General features: G+C 36.7%; 13 protein-coding genes. All 13 read left to right on the top strand.

All coding sequences use genetic code 11. The features are described 5' to 3' along the window. The coding region (locus tag HNP82_RS16840; RefSeq protein WP_183776598.1) for a nuclease-related domain-containing protein at nt 1–797 on the top strand (797 nt) is incomplete at its 5' end. A gap of 14 nt (nt 798–811) precedes the next feature. Continuing rightward, the gene (locus tag HNP82_RS16835; RefSeq protein WP_183776596.1) at nt 812–1,021 is read left to right on the top strand and encodes a hypothetical protein; all 210 of its coding nucleotides are present in this window, start codon (nt 812–814) and stop codon (nt 1,019–1,021) included. Between the two features lie 856 nt (nt 1,022–1,877). Then, nucleotides 1,878–2,309, top strand: a complete 432-nt coding sequence (locus HNP82_RS16830) for a hypothetical protein (RefSeq protein ID WP_183776595.1) — start codon at nt 1,878–1,880, stop codon at nt 2,307–2,309. A gap of 16 nt (nt 2,310–2,325) precedes the next feature. After that, nucleotides 2,326–2,721, top strand: a complete 396-nt coding sequence (locus HNP82_RS16825; RefSeq protein WP_183776594.1) for a single-stranded DNA-binding protein — start codon at nt 2,326–2,328, stop codon at nt 2,719–2,721. Between the two features lie 12 nt (nt 2,722–2,733). Beyond that, a complete protein-coding gene (locus HNP82_RS16820) occupies nt 2,734–3,177 on the top strand; it encodes a hypothetical protein (RefSeq protein WP_183776593.1) in 444 nt (147 codons plus the stop codon). Between the two features lie 19 nt (nt 3,178–3,196). Next, nucleotides 3,197–4,177 (top strand): replication initiator protein A, encoded by a 981-nt coding sequence (locus HNP82_RS16815; RefSeq protein WP_183776592.1) that lies wholly within the window; start codon nt 3,197–3,199, stop codon nt 4,175–4,177. A 2-nt stretch (nt 4,178–4,179) separates the two neighbouring features. After that, nucleotides 4,180–4,662 (top strand): replication initiator protein A, encoded by a 483-nt coding sequence (locus HNP82_RS18855; RefSeq protein ID WP_183776591.1) that lies wholly within the window; start codon nt 4,180–4,182, stop codon nt 4,660–4,662. Next, nucleotides 4,569–4,820, top strand: coding sequence for a hypothetical protein (locus tag HNP82_RS16805; RefSeq protein WP_183776590.1), 252 nt, complete (start codon nt 4,569–4,571; stop codon nt 4,818–4,820). The genes HNP82_RS18855 and HNP82_RS16805 overlap by 94 nt, the downstream gene beginning before the upstream one ends. A 279-nt stretch (nt 4,821–5,099) precedes the next feature. After that, nucleotides 5,100–5,315 (top strand): helix-turn-helix domain-containing protein, encoded by a 216-nt coding sequence (locus HNP82_RS16800; protein ID WP_183776589.1) that lies wholly within the window; start codon nt 5,100–5,102, stop codon nt 5,313–5,315. After that, nucleotides 5,315–8,440 (top strand): UvrD-helicase domain-containing protein, encoded by a 3,126-nt coding sequence (locus HNP82_RS16795; RefSeq protein WP_183776587.1) that lies wholly within the window; start codon nt 5,315–5,317, stop codon nt 8,438–8,440. The genes HNP82_RS16800 and HNP82_RS16795 overlap by 1 nt, the downstream gene beginning before the upstream one ends. Next, nucleotides 8,431–11,100, top strand: coding sequence for a hypothetical protein (locus HNP82_RS16790; RefSeq protein WP_183776586.1), 2,670 nt, complete (start codon nt 8,431–8,433; stop codon nt 11,098–11,100). Before HNP82_RS16795 ends, HNP82_RS16790 begins: the two co-directional genes overlap by 10 nt. Nucleotides 11,101–11,118: 18 nt before the next feature. Beyond that, complete coding sequence (locus HNP82_RS16785) at nt 11,119–14,496, top strand: SNF2-related protein (protein ID WP_183776585.1); 3,378 nt, start codon at nt 11,119–11,121, stop codon at nt 14,494–14,496. Next, complete coding sequence (locus tag HNP82_RS16780; protein WP_183776584.1) at nt 14,469–16,916, top strand: DEAD/DEAH box helicase; 2,448 nt, start codon at nt 14,469–14,471, stop codon at nt 16,914–16,916. The genes HNP82_RS16785 and HNP82_RS16780 overlap by 28 nt, the downstream gene beginning before the upstream one ends. Nucleotides 16,917–16,919: the final 3 nt, after the last annotated feature.

The following is a 16,919-nucleotide window of genomic DNA, read 5'->3' as shown; positions in this document are numbered from 1 at the left end:
ATTATACAGCAAGAGAAGCATTTCGGCTTGTATTTACTACAAAATATATGAACTTTTCAAGGTGCTATAGACAGGCTTTTGACCCCAATATCATTCATATTCATATCATTAATACATTGAATGGTATGGAAATGATTTTGCACAATTTGGGATGCGATTGTAGTGCAACCAATACCAGCACAGTTACAATGACTTTGAATAGCAGCGAGAACCATGAATCAACAAATGGGGAGCCTGCAAAGAGAAATCCTGATGTTAATAACTGGGGAAAGGCAGGAGAAGATGCTGTAGATTATGTTTTAAAGTGGCTCCCGGACATGTTCTGTGTGATTGAGAAGGATTGTGTGGGCAAGTACAGCGACAATATTATTCTTCTTGAAAACCTCTCGTTTTGTGATGAAGCACAGGAGTTTGATCACCTGGTGATTGGTCCACAGGGGATTTTCAACATTGAAACGAAGAACTATGCGGGAAAGCTTGCAATTGATAAGGCAGGAAATTGGCTGCGTTTGAAGAAGGGAGAAACTGAATGGGTTGCTGAGGAAAACCCAGCGCAGCAGGTTTTTAGGCATCGGGTACTGCTCCAAAGTATTGTTGGATACCAGATTCCTATTATTGATGTAATTTGTTTATCACATCCGTCAATCTTGATTGCTGGACAGGAGAATAGCAGAATTCCTGTTATTAAGAAGGATTTGTTAGCAGATTTCATTGTCAATTATCGGCCGGCAGTTCTTACTTCTGATCATGTGGCATTGCTCGAACACCAGATCAACAACTGTAAGATTAGCAAGTAGTGATAACGGGAGGTATGCGACTTAGAGGATGCCGTGGAAGATACCATGGCGGTCCGGGTAGCGATATTTACGGATTATTGGAAATGGTTCTTATCGGTATTGTCGCACTTCCCTTTGTGGAAGACCGCCTTTTGATCACCGGGAAAAGCGAAGAAAACAAAATTCTTGGAGGCGTACTTCTGATTGTTGGTATTGTAATTTGGATTGCATGCGGGATTAATTGAGATTTTAGAGAAAAATCATGGGATGTTGGGATATCTCAAAAGTATCCGATTGGTATTACTATGGATGGCAATAAAATTGATGCTATTCTGTTAGGCGAAAAGGATTACTATATTTAAGCATGTTTTGAGCGAAAAAATATAGCTCAACAATAGGAAGAGTCATATGACATTATATGTGTCACATGGCTCTTTTTTTCCCTTCTTTCGGCCACTTCCCTGGCCATTTTCCCCAAAATAAAAATTTCAGAAATAATTTTCAAATCTGTCTAAACTTTTTCCAACTTTTTTGTATTTAGAAGCTGAGAAGGCTACAGATCAATAATTCGAATCGGATAGCCGCTCAGCACTTTGACAACTGAATGAGCTTGCCAGTCCGCCGGAATCCAGCCAGATAGGGTTCCGGATAAGTCCAAGGATAATCGGTCCGAAGATGAACAGAAACAGAGGTTTGCATTTAAGCATTGCTACGGCGATGGCTTTCTGAGCAAAGCGGCGAACAAACAATGAGACTCCCGAATGATGTCGGCCAGGAGAAGTGAGGATCCTGGAGACCATGCATGATATGGCTGAGGCTGCCTGCGATGGCGCTAACGGACTGGGTGTTCCCTGAGATGGGATACACGCGTAAACAAGACAAACGAGCACTGTACAAAATTATTATATGCCCCGGTGCATTCCGGGGTAACTGACAATAGAAGCCGTGTGGCAGAGGAATATACAACAAGTAGTCATTTGCTTATGTGCAAGCACAACGCATCTGTCTGCTCATTGTATTTGACTGTAAATAGTAACTTTTCTGCCACATTCTTGTGTTGCCAGAAAAAATAAAGTGGCAATCAGAAAGGGGATTACACATATGAGACCTTGTTTGAAAGCAAGAGATATTAATAAGGATATCAGAGGACAGTTGCCGGTGATTGATGAGGTTACGTTCAGAGAGCATTTTTGTGCGGAGTGTCCGTACTATGCAGGTAGAATCGACAATAAGGCCCGTTGCATGCAGCGGCATTGTGCCTGGGATGATGAGAATGAAATTTTCTCTCCGGTTCTTAAGAGCATGGTACCGATCCTTGAAGCGGAATTTAAGAAGGCGGAGGAGAAATATCTCGAAGCAAAACATCGTAGAGATGTGATTCATAAGATGTTTGCGGACGAGCTTCTTCAGGATCAGAGGAAAAAGGATCTTTGTTACAGATGTGCTTATAACAGCCATGCGCCTTGCATTGGATTTTGTTATAAACAGATGACATCCGATCCGGTAGATCCGGCTGAAGCAGAAATGATTTAAGAAAGGAGGAGCTGCAATGAATGTGATTACACTCGTGGGAAGGCTGACAAGAGATCCCAGCTACAGCGAAGTTCAGAATGAGAAGGGAACGCACCATATCGTTTCTTTTTATCTGGCAGTGCCGAGAAATTATGGCAAGGAAGTGAACTACATCAAGGTAACAGCATTTGGAGGTCAGGCCGAATTCGCAAATAAGTATTTCAGAAAAGGAAAGAGAGTTGCGGTAACCGGCGAGCTGATGACCGGCAGTTATAAAGATGAAGAAACCGGCAAGACCATGAGAACTGCAGAAGTGACTGCAAATCGATTAGAGTTTGCCGATGGAAAAGACAATGGTCCAGAGCCTGCACCGGATGACGAAGGTTTTATGAACATTCCGGACGGCATGGATGATGAGTTGCCATTTCGATAGGAGGGATCACCGATGAATCAGGTTGACAAAGAGCTCTTGATCAGCAAGGGCTTCATGAATGAACAGGAACGAGTCAATGATGTTGAGATTCAGGTCTCAGCATTGATGGAATCTACAGTGTTTGCCGGATCTATTCTGGATAACAATCTGGATCTGTCAAAGCTGATGGCTGTTTCTTTATATATCGAAGAACTGGCCAGTAAGAAGAATTATCTGCACATCCATCTTTATGTGCAGCGATGTTTTGGAGATGGCAGATTCGGAGGAGAACTGGATGGTTTTTATGCCGCCTCTCTTCACGAAGAAGTTTTGGAAGGATATGCGCTGTACTTCACTTTGTATCTTCGAAAGATCGTGAGTGAAATCAATGAAGCCAGAAAGAAAATCAGAGAATATCAGGGATTGCTGGATCTTATGGCTCGGGAAAAACCGGTGGAATATGTTCCTGTCAATTAAGTGATGGAGGTAATAAGTCATGATTAACGGTTCAGATTATGCACCTGTGGAATGTGTGAACATTCCCAAAATACTGTTTCAGGAAAAGCAGTATGAGAAGCTGTCCGTGGATGCAAAGCTTTTGTATTCCCTTCTTGTGGACAGAAAAACAATGGCCATCATGAATGGCTGGGTAGATCAGTATGGCACTGCCTATGTGATTTATCCGAAGAGTGAAATGAAAAAACACCTGAATGCTTCCAGGTATCGTGTGGATATGGCACTGAATGAACTGGAAAAATGTGGACAAATGGTTGTTGTGACGCAGCCGAATCCCGGCAGACCGTGTCAGATCTACGTGAAGGACATTACAGGAAATATGATGAGAGATATGGAGGAAAAACCTATGTGTATGATGATGAAAGATGCGAATGATAAGAATGGAATGCCAATGATGGGACCGTGTATGGGAATCCCGGGAATGCAGGGTGTAGCAATATTTTTTGATCCGGAAGCATTTATGAAAGCTTTTGAGGCGGAAGATGAAGAAGCTGATCATGCAGAAGCGTCTGCAGAAGAGGAGAACGGCAAGGAGCAGGACCCGGATTACGATTACAGGGACAGCGCTTATTATGCCCTTCCCCGTAGGAAGCAGAGACTGATCGATATGATTTACTATGGCTATATCGATGAGAATCACGTGCCGGATGATCATACGATCATTGAAGATTCCACTTATCTTGGTAAGGAGATTGGAGAAAAACTCGCCCATCTTGCTGTGACTTACCATGTAGATCTGGATGGATTTTTCATGTATATTCATCAACTTTATAAAGCTGGAAAGATGAACCAGATTCGTGCAATTATGAAGGCGATTGCTTTGTTATGCGGGGATCTGGATGAATATGTGGATGCTATGGAATGTTGTCTGGGTTATCCCAAAAAGCTGTTTTTGACCGGCGTGTGTTATGTCAGCAATAAGGTTGCAGCAGATATTATTGAGGAAGAAGACCAGGAGTAATTATGCAGGAATTTGCTTACTTTCAGGAGCAGGATTCCAAGCAGTTTGCTTTCTACAAGATTCCCAAGGTGCTCTTCACAGATCCGAGGTTCAATGGAATTTCTACGGAAGCCAAGATCATGTACGGCGTGATGCTGGATCGAGTCAGTCTTTCCAGAAAAAATGGCTGGATTGACGAAAATGGCAATGTTTATATCCAGTTTACCCTATCGGAGATGATGGAATATTTCCATTGGACTAAGTATAGGATCTATGAAATCCTGAAGGAACTGGATACCGGTGGAGATGGCATTGGTCTTGTTGAAAGGAAAAGAACCGGGTGTAATAAGCCCAATGTGCTTTATGTGAAGAATTTTGCTTCAGTATTAAATCGCAACAGAGGGGGAATACAATGTTTGGATTTGATAAGATGTTTGACTTTAATTGTGATGGACACTTGGATTCATTTGAGAGAGCTGCACAGTTCCAATTCATGGATGAGATGATGAAGCATGAGGAAACAGATTCATTTGATGAGGATGAAGAGGAAGATGTCTTCGCAGATGCGGGACTTGATTATGATGAGTTAGAGTTTATGGATCCAGATGAAAGAAGAGAAGTTCTGGAAGATGCAGGACTGGATCCAGATGCGTTTGATTTTTAGGTTATGAACAGTAGCTAAGGCCAACAAATGGTCTTGGCTATTTGGCGTTTATAGACATTTCTGATGGATGGCGGATAGTTGCGGCAGGTCAAATGAAAAAATAGATACCAGTTCTTTCTAAATGTCTCGACTTACAACGTTCAAGTCAATATCATTTTTGACTAATAATTGCCCAATCCGCAACATTTATGCCCAAAGAAGGTGGGGGTATGATATACTGTATTTAGAGAACTTTGTTTGCAAAAAAATCTATTTAATTGATGTTCTTCAGGAGGAATTATGGCTGTATCATACAAAAAATTATTTAAGTTACTGATTGATCGGGACATGAAGAAGAAAGAACTGAAGGAACTATCAGGAATAGGAAATAGTACCATGACTAAACTTGCAAATAACGAGAATGTCACCGTAGAAGTAATGGCAAAAATTTGCAATGCGTTAAATTGTAGTATGGATGATGTTATAGAAATTTTACCTGATAGGGAGGAGAAGTAATGGCAAAATTGATTGATCAAGAGCCGAAATATGAAGGGGAGAAAAAAGTTTGGCATGCCTTTTCAAAGAATCTTCCTACTGACTGGGTTGTTTATAACACTAGAAGTGTAAATGGGCGTGAGTATGATTTTTGTGTATTAGCTCCAAATGTAGGATTATTTATCGTAGAAGTTAAAGGCTGGCATCCATATGGTATTTTAACTGTTGTAAATTCAAATACTATATTTTTGGAAGGAAAGGAAAATCCAGAAGATAGTCCGCGTGGTCAAGCAAGGGGATATAGATTCGACTTGTTAACTAAGATTCAACGAGAATTGGGAATGAATCCGCTGGTAATGAGTTTTGTTTGCTATCCTATAATTTCGGAAAAACAGTATTTTGAGAAAGGCCTTAATGTTGTTTCGGAGACAAATGAAACAATTTTTGAAGAAGATTTGAAAGACTCTGTTAAATTATATCAGAAATTTATGGCCCGATATAATATTGACAAAGGTGTGAAGCATGATGAATTGGATGCTAAAAGATTCGCATTGATTCGTCATCATTTTGAGCCGACTTTTGATTTGAAAGCAGAAGAGCAGGCATTAAATCCAGGATATTCTCGACTTAGAATATTTAGAAATGCTTTCAGTGATGAAAATGCTGTGGAAATAGCAGATGAATACTTTATAGGTATTAAAGAAATTGTATTCGTATCATCCAAGGCAGATCTGTTGAAAATAGTAGACGAATTAAAAAAGAGATTTTTTGAAAGAAGGATATGGCCAGAAAAAGGTAACCTTACAATTGGAAAAGGATCAATTGAGTTAGAAAAAATAGGTGATAGTTTTAACATTTTTAACTGTGAGATAGAAGTTGTGCCTGATTTGGAAGCCTATGTCGATGCAGACACCCTTATTGAAGAAGGAGTTGTTTCTGATGAGAATCAGAATGTATTAGAAAATTTAGCTAATGTAACTGCCTTCAATTTCCAACAATATAAGGTTGAGCATGCAGCCAGCGATAAGAATATATTGGTTACAGCGGGAGCAGGGACAGGAAAAACCTACTCTATGGTATCCAGAGTGGCATATCTTTGTAACAGAACTGCAGATGCGGTTGTTGATATTTCTGGTGAAATTGTAATGATCACATTTACAAATGATGCTGCAGATAATATGAAGAGCAGATTAAAACGGATGTTCATGAATTATTTCATTCTCACATCGAATGAGAAGTACATGCATTTAATTGAGGACATGAATCAAATTCAAATTTCAACCATCCATAAATTTGCGATTTCATTGTTGCAAAAAGATTGTTTAAGAATGGGGCTTGGATACGATAGTCAGATTACCAGTGAGACCTATAATAGAAAACAACTTTATCATTATTATTTGAATGTGTATCTTGATGAAAAGAATGAATCAAATCCAAATTTTGTTCATCAGTTGACCATGCCAACACATAAGATTGAAGAGTTATTAATTACATTCTGCGATAAATTATATGATCGTAGTGTGGATATTAAAAATATCCCTATACAAAAGTTTGGAAATCCGATTGCTAGTATGCCGTATTTCAATGAACTTATTGAGCAGGTTATGTTGAAGGCAGAGAAGGATTATGCAAATCAGTTAAAAAAGAATAATTTAATTGGACTTCGTGAGTGTATGATACAAATTCATAATTTGGTTGATTCTGGTAAATTGATGAAACAAGGCCATAATTATAAATATGTGTTTGTAGATGAATTTCAGGATACGGATGATGTTCAGATAGAGACCATTACCGGACTGCAGAAAATGTTTGGTGATCAGTGCCGATTGTTTGTAGTTGGTGATTTGAAGCAGAGCATTTATAGATTTAGAGGTGCTTCTTTAAGTGCGTTTACGAAAGTTTTAAATACAAAGAATATTGGTGAATGGGAGGAACATTCCCTTAATCGCAATTATAGAACAGATCGAAGATTGCTAGATTGTTTTCACTATATATTCTCTGACATGGGAACCGAAAAATTACTTCCTTATGAAGAGGAAAAAGATCGTCTCAGAAGTAGGGTGAAAAAAGAATATGAAGATGATGAACTGATTGAGAAAATCGATATTCATAGCAAGAAGAAGGAAGGTTTTTATGATGATTTATTTAAGGCTGTAAATGTTCAAATTGAGAAGTTGACACGTTTAAATAGAACTCAAAAGCTTTCGCCGGAAGAGCAAACAATCGCGATCCTGGTAAGGTATAATTGGCAGATTAGTAACATTGTGAAAGAGGCAGAAAAAGCTGATATCAACATAAAAGTTACAGAAGGTGGCGATTTATATCGTATTCCGTCAACGTTTGATTTGTATAGACTTGTTATGGCAATCACGCATCCACGCAACAAGGTGTATTTGACAAATTTAATGAGATCAAATTATGTATCTATGGATATAAATTTGGCCAAAATTTCTGGATATACAAAAGCAAATAAAACAGAAGAACTAATACGATTATTAGACGAATATTTTATGCTTCACATAGGCAAGACATGGAATCAAGTCGTTGCTGACTTTGAGTCCAGACCGGTTTTAGTTGTTTTAAGGGATATTTATCAGGCAACAAAACCGTGGACACGATGCAGAGATGAGAATGCGAAGCGTGAGTATAGAGAGAACTTCGAGTGTTTGATTGAAAAATTAACACGGCAGTATGCTCGTGAGTACATAACAATAAATAAGGTATATGAGTTCCTGAAAATTAATATTACTACTTATCAGCAGGAAGCATCTCGTTCTAAGAAAAATGAGGATAACGACATTCAAGTGATATGTACCACTATACATAAGTCTAAAGGATTAGAGTATGGTACTGTGATTCTGCCGTTTACAAATGAAGATATTTCCAATATTAATGTCGGTGGTTTAAACGTCAACATAATCGATGGAAAAGTTACATATAGTTTTTCAACGGATAAGAAGAGCTCTGATTTCAGTGGTGGCTTTGATGAGCAGACTGAAATTCGGGAGAAGATGGGAGAAGAATCTAGAATTCTTTATGTTGCATTGACGCGGGCTATACGAAATGTAGTTTGGTTGCATGATTTAGACAAAGATATTATTAACAGTTGGGGAAACTATCTGGAGGTAAGTGATTCATGGCAATAATTATATATACATATAGTAATCCTTATAAAATCAATAAGGAACCTTATTGGGCAATGATAAAAAATAGTTTCCAGTTATGTGTTTCACAGACACTTGTTAATGGATTATGTGACCAATACTCAGAGTTTTATAAAGGGAAATTGACGACAATTTCTCGTTTTATTAACAATTTATATAACGATTGGGAGAGTGACGCTACTGCAATAAATCAGAGAGCAGTAGTCGATAACTTGATTGAGTATATAAATTTTGATCAGGTGATCAATGAGAAGATTGATTTGGATGATATTAGGTTATCTCTTAAAAGAAATCGTGCATATGTTTTAGATAGCATTCGAATCATGTTTGAATTAGGAATGAAACCTGAAAACATTAAAGAATCTGAATTGACGTATGAGCAGAAATGTGTTGTTGCAATTTATAAAGAGTTACTTGATTCAAAGAATAAGCACTTTGTCTTGAAAGATGATTTCAAACAGGATGAAATCGACAAAGCTATTGATATCACTATAGAAGATGCTTTGCGAGAAGAAAACAAACGAGATCAAATCAAAAACATAAAAAAGGACATGGTTGTTATTCATGGAATACATCAGTTTTCTCCGATTATGCTTAAGACAATTGAGACTTTGGGGAAATTTAAAAATGTAATTATCTTGTTTAACTATTTGCCGGATTACAAAAACGTATATCAGACGTGGCTTAATGTATATTCTTGGTTTGAAAGTAAAATTATGATTTCATCACAGAATTTCTTTAACAATAGCCATGATTTCCTAGGCGGAAGAATTGCTGATAATATGGCAGCTATGATAGCTGGAAGTACAGCTACAATAGATTACTCTGAGCAGATTAAGGTAGTAGAATTCGATAATCAAACTGAATTTGCGGGATATATTGCAAAGAAATTTGAAAAAGCTGAACAAGAAAGAGAAAAATATAAATTTGCACATCCAGCACTATATTACATGGATGAGCAAGTTTATTCGGCTAATAGTAATGTAAATGAGATATTAAAAATTTATTTTCCTGAGCAGTTTGGTGAAAGAAACTTTTTGGATTATCCTATAGGACACTTTTTTATTTCTATCACCAATATGTGGGATGATGAATCTCAGGGGATGTATATAAAAGATATTCAGGATATATACGAATGTTTGTCATGCGGAATCATTGAGGAAAATCATTCCGGTGAGTTGGTGTCTATTTTTGATCGTTGCAAACTGTTTTTTGCAAAAGAGACCACAATTAAGGGTATTAACAAAAAACTTAAAAAATTGAAATCAAAGATAGATAATTTTGAACCAGGTGATCCTGAAACAGAGGAACTTTCAAGAATCGAATATTTCGATGTTAGTTGTGATGAAATCAATCAATTAATTGCTGCTTTAAAAGACCTGAACAGCATTGCAGAAAAATTCTTTATAGATTTTAATAATCAAAAAAATGATTTCAAGGCCTTCTATGAAAAAATATCTGATGTGCTGATCACAAAAGTGCTGGATAAGGAAGATATTGATTCTGATTTTAAGGACATCGTTCAAAGAGTATTGCAGAGATTAAATGAGGTTAAAGATATTGAAGCGAGTGCTTCATTTGATTGCTTACGTGAAACGATGCAGTTATATCTCCAACAGCTTCCGAAAGAAGGAAAAGGAGCAAACTGGATTGTTAGAAATTTTGAGCAGATTGACGGTGATGTGCTTAGAAAGAACTCGAAGGATCATCAAAAAACGTATCATTTCGCATGTCTTTCAGATCAGGACATGAGTATTACCCATAGGGACGAGTTCCCTTGGCCGTTGGATATAAGCTTCTTTGAGATAGCACAGGCACCGGTTGATTGGAAATATCAGGTCTATGTTACCTCTAGAATGGAGTACAAAAATTTCCGTCGATACGCCTTGGTATACGGATTAGCATTTAGTAGATGTAATATCGTGCTGAGTTATATTAAGAATTCATCAGATAAAGAAAATGAGTTGTATTACTTGTTGAAGATTCTTAATGCAAAGCCAGAACCATATCAAGTAGATGATCCTAATGGCTATAGGAAAAACGATAATTATATTAGTATAGAAACGCCACTGTATGAGACTTTTTCACAGTACGATTTAATGAAATATAGATTATGCAGATACCGCTTTTTATTAGAGTCAGTGATTGAGGGAAAGTCAATCTATAAAGATGAATTTCTGTTGGGTCAATATATGACAATCATTTTGGAACACAGAGCACGAAAAGAATTTTCGGGAAAAACGTATGTTAAGAGCATTGTGAGAAATTATTTAAGTGAGCAAATGGATGAACTGTCTTCTGATTTTCCGTTTGTATCTCCATCTGATGTGATCGACATCATAAATGTGGCTGAAAGCTATATCGAAAAAGCTGCTGTACAGCATGGAAAATTCACAAGCATAAAATCAAATGAGATAGACTATATGCTTAAAAGAGAGCTCTTCCTTACTGTTCCGAACAGCAAGTCTGCTGATGAAAATCTTAGAGAGGCATTTAAAAATTCTACTCAAGCAGAAGTGGATGCAGTTTTGAATGAAGATAACTTAGATAAAGATAAATATGTAAAAATGCATAATATCCTTTGCGATAAATGTGCAGATAAAGATATTTGTTTAGAAGTTTTTAGAACCGCAAAGAAATAAGCGGATTAAGGAGCAATTATGTTACACAAGGGATCATTCGTAAGATGTCCAATAGACTTAGAACATCCACGGGAACCAAGGATATTTGCAACAGGAAAAGTGGTTAGTGTTAATGAGTTTAATGAATCTGCTCACATAATATTTGAGGATCCATTTGGATACAAAAAATATTTTGAATTTATTCCAAAAGAAGTTCAGGAGGCACCGCTGTCTATTCTAGATCACTGTCATTTGTTTAAAGGATCTAAAGTTAAAGTGGGAAAGGCTGCGGCTGAAATAGTGGAGTATAAAGTTCGAGAGGATGGGAGATATGATTATTATATCCTTGATGATGCCACAAAAACTTATCGGTGTATTGAAGAAGAAAAAATAACGGCTTCTTTTTTTTCTGGTGCTGCAAACCCTGATCGACAATTAGAAAAATATGAGTTTCAGAATCCTTGTTGGTATTTGGGTCGGCAAATAGTCAAGGAGACGATGAATATTCTTGATAATTCTATCTTTGGATTTAAGGAATTGGCAGGCTGCAAGATCTATTTAAAAGCATTTCAGATTAATACCATTATGAGATGCCTTCAAAATGATAAATGTAGATATATGCTTGCAGATGAGGTAGGCCTTGGAAAAACAATAGAGGCTTGTTCTGTGCTTAAGGTGTTCCTTAGTAATAAAGCTGAAAAAAGAGTATTAATTACAGTTCCCAGGGCATTGGTGGCTCAATGGAGAACGGAATTGCTTTTTAAATTTGGAATAATGGAGGGGGAAAATCCAAACGGCCATTTTCTCATGCTAAGAGCAGTTGAGGACTTAGATAAATCGGCATATAATTGTCGATGGGATTTTGTAATTGTTGATGAGGTTCATAATTATATAAAAGATTCCACAAGTTATGCAAAAATTCATAGTCTTAGCAAAAATGCCGATAATATCATTTTATTAAGTGCAACACCGATTCAACAAAGAAAGGAAGAATATCTTAGATTATTAAGGTTAATCCAACCTGATTTATATGATTCAGTTACCATTGGCGAATTTTCTAAATTAGTAGAGAAACAGAATAAAATTTCTCGTTTGACACATTCGCTGCTGGATGATATCGATAGCTTCAAATATGAATTATTGCCAGAGGTTGAAGAAGAAAATCCTCATGATAATGAAGATGTACAGGATCAATTAGAAGAACTGAGGGATAGTTTGGATGAGCTGTCAGACTTAATCAATGATGATATTCTGACAACGATGATATCCAATATCGATACTGACAACGATGATTTTGGATTGTATGATATGCAAGTCGTTATTTCGTATGTCTGTGATAATTATCAGATAGAAAGAAGCATCATAAGAGGAAGACGTGCCGTTTTGGGAGTATATCCTAAAGATGAGGAAGGTGAATTTGCATCAAGGGATTTATATGAAATTAAGTACACCATTGATGAGAACAATAATTATTATGAATTCGAAGCCTATAGGACTCTAACAGACTGGATTGTATCACAACAGAATCAGTTTGAAAGTATTCAAATAGAACGAGAAGTCCAACCTGTTTTAGAGGCGTTCTTTAGCTCTCCGTGGGCATATAAAGCCAGATTAGTTGAGCTTTATGGACAAAATCAATCCTTACCTGAAAGTGTATGGAAAAGCGCTGATCGATGGATTGAAGATGAAAATGAAATAATAGAACAGATGGCTGATGTCTTGGATGATGTTGATTCACATCCATCGCGACTTGTGAAGCTAATCTATTATATTGAAACAGAGTTGCTTAATAAAAAGGTTGTTATTTTTACGGATCAGATAGAAACATTCAATGTTTATTACAGAGTATTAAAAGATGCGTTTGGAGATGAAGTTACGGCATTCTCGACAAGCATAGATCGTGAAGCGGCAGAGATTAATATTTATCGGTTCCAATCGGATGATGACTGCAAGATACTGTTATGTGATAAATCTGGTGGTGAAGGAAGAAATCTTCAGATTGCCGATTATGTAATTCATATTGATCTTCCATGGAACATAAATACTATTGAACAAAGGATCGGAAGATTAGATCGTATGGGAAGAGATGTTTCTGTTCCAGTTACATCAGTCGTGATTCACACAACTGAAAGCTACGAAGATCAGTTATTTAATTTCTGGAATCAGGGATTAAACGTGTTTAGACAGTCATTGAGTGGTTTGGAAATAATCATGAATGATGTTAATAAGAAGATCATTGAATCTATAAGATCTGATTTTGAATATGGATTATATCGATTGGTTCCAGATCTTATTAAAGAAGCAAGTAATATGAGAGAAACAGTTCAAAGAGAGCAGATTTTTGACACTGCAGCTTTGAGATATCGCCCGTTATATGTTCAATTAGAACGTTTGTTATCTAATTATCAGTTCAATGAAAACAAATTATTTGCTCAAACTATGATGAGCTGGGCTTCATTGGCTGGCTTTGGAATGTTAAATCAAAATAAAGATTCTGGATTAGTAGCTTTTGATGAGAGAAACTTTTCGATAAAATCAGCTCAAAATTCGTTCTTGTTGCCTCCAAACTGGGATAATTATCTAAGTAAAAAACAAAACGAAATTTCAATTAGAGTACAGAGAGGGCTGCAAGAAGAGAAACAGAAGAACATCGCCCAAAATGACAGAACAATTGTGGGATCCTTTGATCGTGATGTCGCTATTAAGAACGATTATATTCACTTTTATGCTCCAGGCGACGAAATATTTGACTGTATTGTTGATAATGCTATGCATTCCTATAAGGGAATGGCTACAGCATTCGCGGCAGAATCTTCTATCAATTGGAGAGGATTCATATACACTTTTTCAATTGAGCCAAATGAGAGATTACTTTTAGATGAAGGCATTTCGTTGTTTGCATTGGGCTTGTTTAGACAGTATTTGGCAACATCGATACAGGTCATACCTGTGCCGTTCTCTACATCCAGTCAAGTTCCTATTAAAAGCGTTTTGGACGAGCATCGAAGAGTGGTTCAGACTGGATATTTCAACGGAAATGATGGTATTGAACATTTGGGTAAACGTGGATATGGTAGTGCTTTTATGGGAATTTCAAACAAATATAAATGTACAAATCTGGAATGGTTTAAAGCACAGTATCCGGAGGAACATTGGAGCACGCTTGTGGAGCAGAGTAAGAAAATCGCACGCAAGAAAGCATTTGAAAAATTCAAAAGCGAGTCTAATCTTGCTGGTGCTCAGGAAATGATAGATCAAATATTATCTACTAAAGAAGCTAGGGCAAATTATTACGGAACTCAGGATAGTGATTCTATGGAGCAATTGAAACATCAATATGAAATAATCTATGAGAGCCTTTCAAAGCCAATTGTTAGAATGGAATCTGCATGTTTTATGTGGTTGGTAAAAAAATGATAGAGAAACATAATATTATAGAAAATATTGAAAAGGTCATAAATGAAGAAGCTGAAGGGGATTGGTTCCTAACGAAAGCAGAGTATCCGAATGCTGTTGATAATGCTCTGGAAAACGTGGCTATTCGTTTGCTTAATACATATAAAAAGTATAGAGAGGGAACAGCAGGAAAATCCGATTATATTAGTTCGCTGAGAAATTTCATGCTTTCATACCAAACGGAATTGAGAATTGAAGAATATGGTTTGCTAGATGATAATCACTACGGAATCTATTTCAATCCTTCATCACATAAGTATTATACAACCTATGAGATTCCGGAATACATAGAACATAAAGAATTCGTAGAAAAGGCATTTATCAATAGCAGTACGGAAATTCCGGCAAACAACTCTCCATATTGTTTGGCTACCAATAAATATCTTCGTGAGTTGACTGGATTTAAGGAATTTAAATCTATTGAACAAAAGTTGTGCGTATATGGGGCATTGAATACACCAGAAACTTACACGACATTAGTGTCTATGCCGACTGGTGGTGGAAAGAGTTTAGTGACTCAGGCAATAAGCTATGAAAAAACAGGCTTGTCAATAGTGGTTGTTCCAACTGTATCGTTGGCTATTGATCAAGAGCGAGTTGCTAAGAAAAATATCAGAATATCTCAGGATGGAGAAATCTTTTGTTACTACAGCGGTTCTAAGAATATTGAAAAAATATCAAATGCGATCAAGAACCAAACCGCTAAATTATTATTTATATCGCCGGAAGCATTGATAAAAAATGAACACTTTAAAGAATTGATAAGCTATGCAAATTCTTTAAGGTATATTAAAAATATCATTATTGACGAGGCACATATTGTTGTAGCATGGGGTGACTTTTTTAGAGTTGATTATCAATGTTTGGGGCCTTGGAGAAGAGATCTGCTCAAAGTAAATCCTGACATTAGGACGTTTTTGCTGTCTGCAACATTCAAGGATGATACAGTTATAACTCTGAAAAAAATGTTTTCAGAGCCTGGAAAGTGGTTGGAAATCCGATGTGATGCGTTGCGCAAAGAACCAAGATTTATAATGGTTAAAGCAAAGTCATATAAAGAGAAGCGAGCAAAAGTTCTAAATCTAATCAATATTATGCCGAAACCTTTAATCTTGTATGTAAATTCTCCATATGAAGCGGAACAATGGAAAACCTTTTTTGAGGGATATGGATATTCTAATATAAAAACATTTACCGGCGATACAAAATCAGATGAGAGATTAGTATTAATTAATGAGTGGTCAGATAATCAATATGAGATTATGATCGCGACCTCTGCATTTGGAGTTGGTGTTGATAAACCAGATGTGAGAACCGTATTACATCTATATGTTCCAGATGGTCCAGACTCATATTACCAGGAGCTTGGTAGAGGTGGAAGAGATGGCCTTCAGTGTTTAAGTATTATGTGCATTGAGATGGATGATGTTAACAAGGCATATAAACATGTAAGTAAAGTGCTAACTACTGAAAAACTATGGGGACGTTGGTGGAGCATGTACAAGAATCCAGCTAACATGTGGAGTGGAGGAGAAATATCAATTTTTGCCTCGACTAAGCCAAACTATAGCCGGATTAATTATTTTGAAGAAGGAAATGATACTGACGAGAAGTGGAATATCAATGTATTATTACTGCTTAATAGATATGACTTGATTCGGATATCGGCAATCGAACTGGACGATGATAATCGATATATATTTACAGTGAAAATAGTAAATGATTTGATCACTTCAAATACGGAAGAGACAAAAACGTTATTTGAAGCGGTTCGAGAAAAAGAGGTTGCTAAATCATTATCTTCATTTTCTCTTATGAGAAATGCAATAGAAAAGGAAGCACAATTATGTTGGTCTTCTATGTTTTATGAGACATATCCATTGGTTTCAGAATACTGTCCTGGATGTGGGCAACATATTAATGTTGTCCGTGATGAAATAAATCGTTTTCCTTTACTGGTTGGTGTAGATGGTCCAAGAAAAACGCTGACACCGAGTGCTAAAGAGTTTTTTTCGCATACTCGAGAGGCATTGATTATTTCACAACAGGATTCAACAGAAATAATAAAGCAATATCAGCCTAATGTAGTGGTGACGAATGATAGCATCTTATATGATGAAGACAGCCATCCTAAATTAATATATGTCAATTATCAGGAATTAAAAACACTTCTAAAATATGATAATGGGTATTATATTTCAGGAGTTGTAATGGCTGTTTATAGTGATGATCCTGTTGTGGCAAGGGAAGAATATCAACAGGTTAGAAAGTGCATAAAAAAAGGAAATACGGTAATCCATATATCGAAAAAGGATTTTTGTATTTCAAATACTTCTGATAAGACGATTTCGTTAGATATTGACGGAAAAGTGATTAGATAGAGG

This window comes from Catenibacillus scindens (assembly GCF_014202115.1).
Lineage (GTDB): Bacteria > Bacillota > Clostridia > Lachnospirales > Lachnospiraceae > Catenibacillus > Catenibacillus scindens.
The sequence above is the reverse complement of the archived record's forward strand: the minus strand, read 5'-3'. Positions and strand labels throughout refer to the sequence as shown.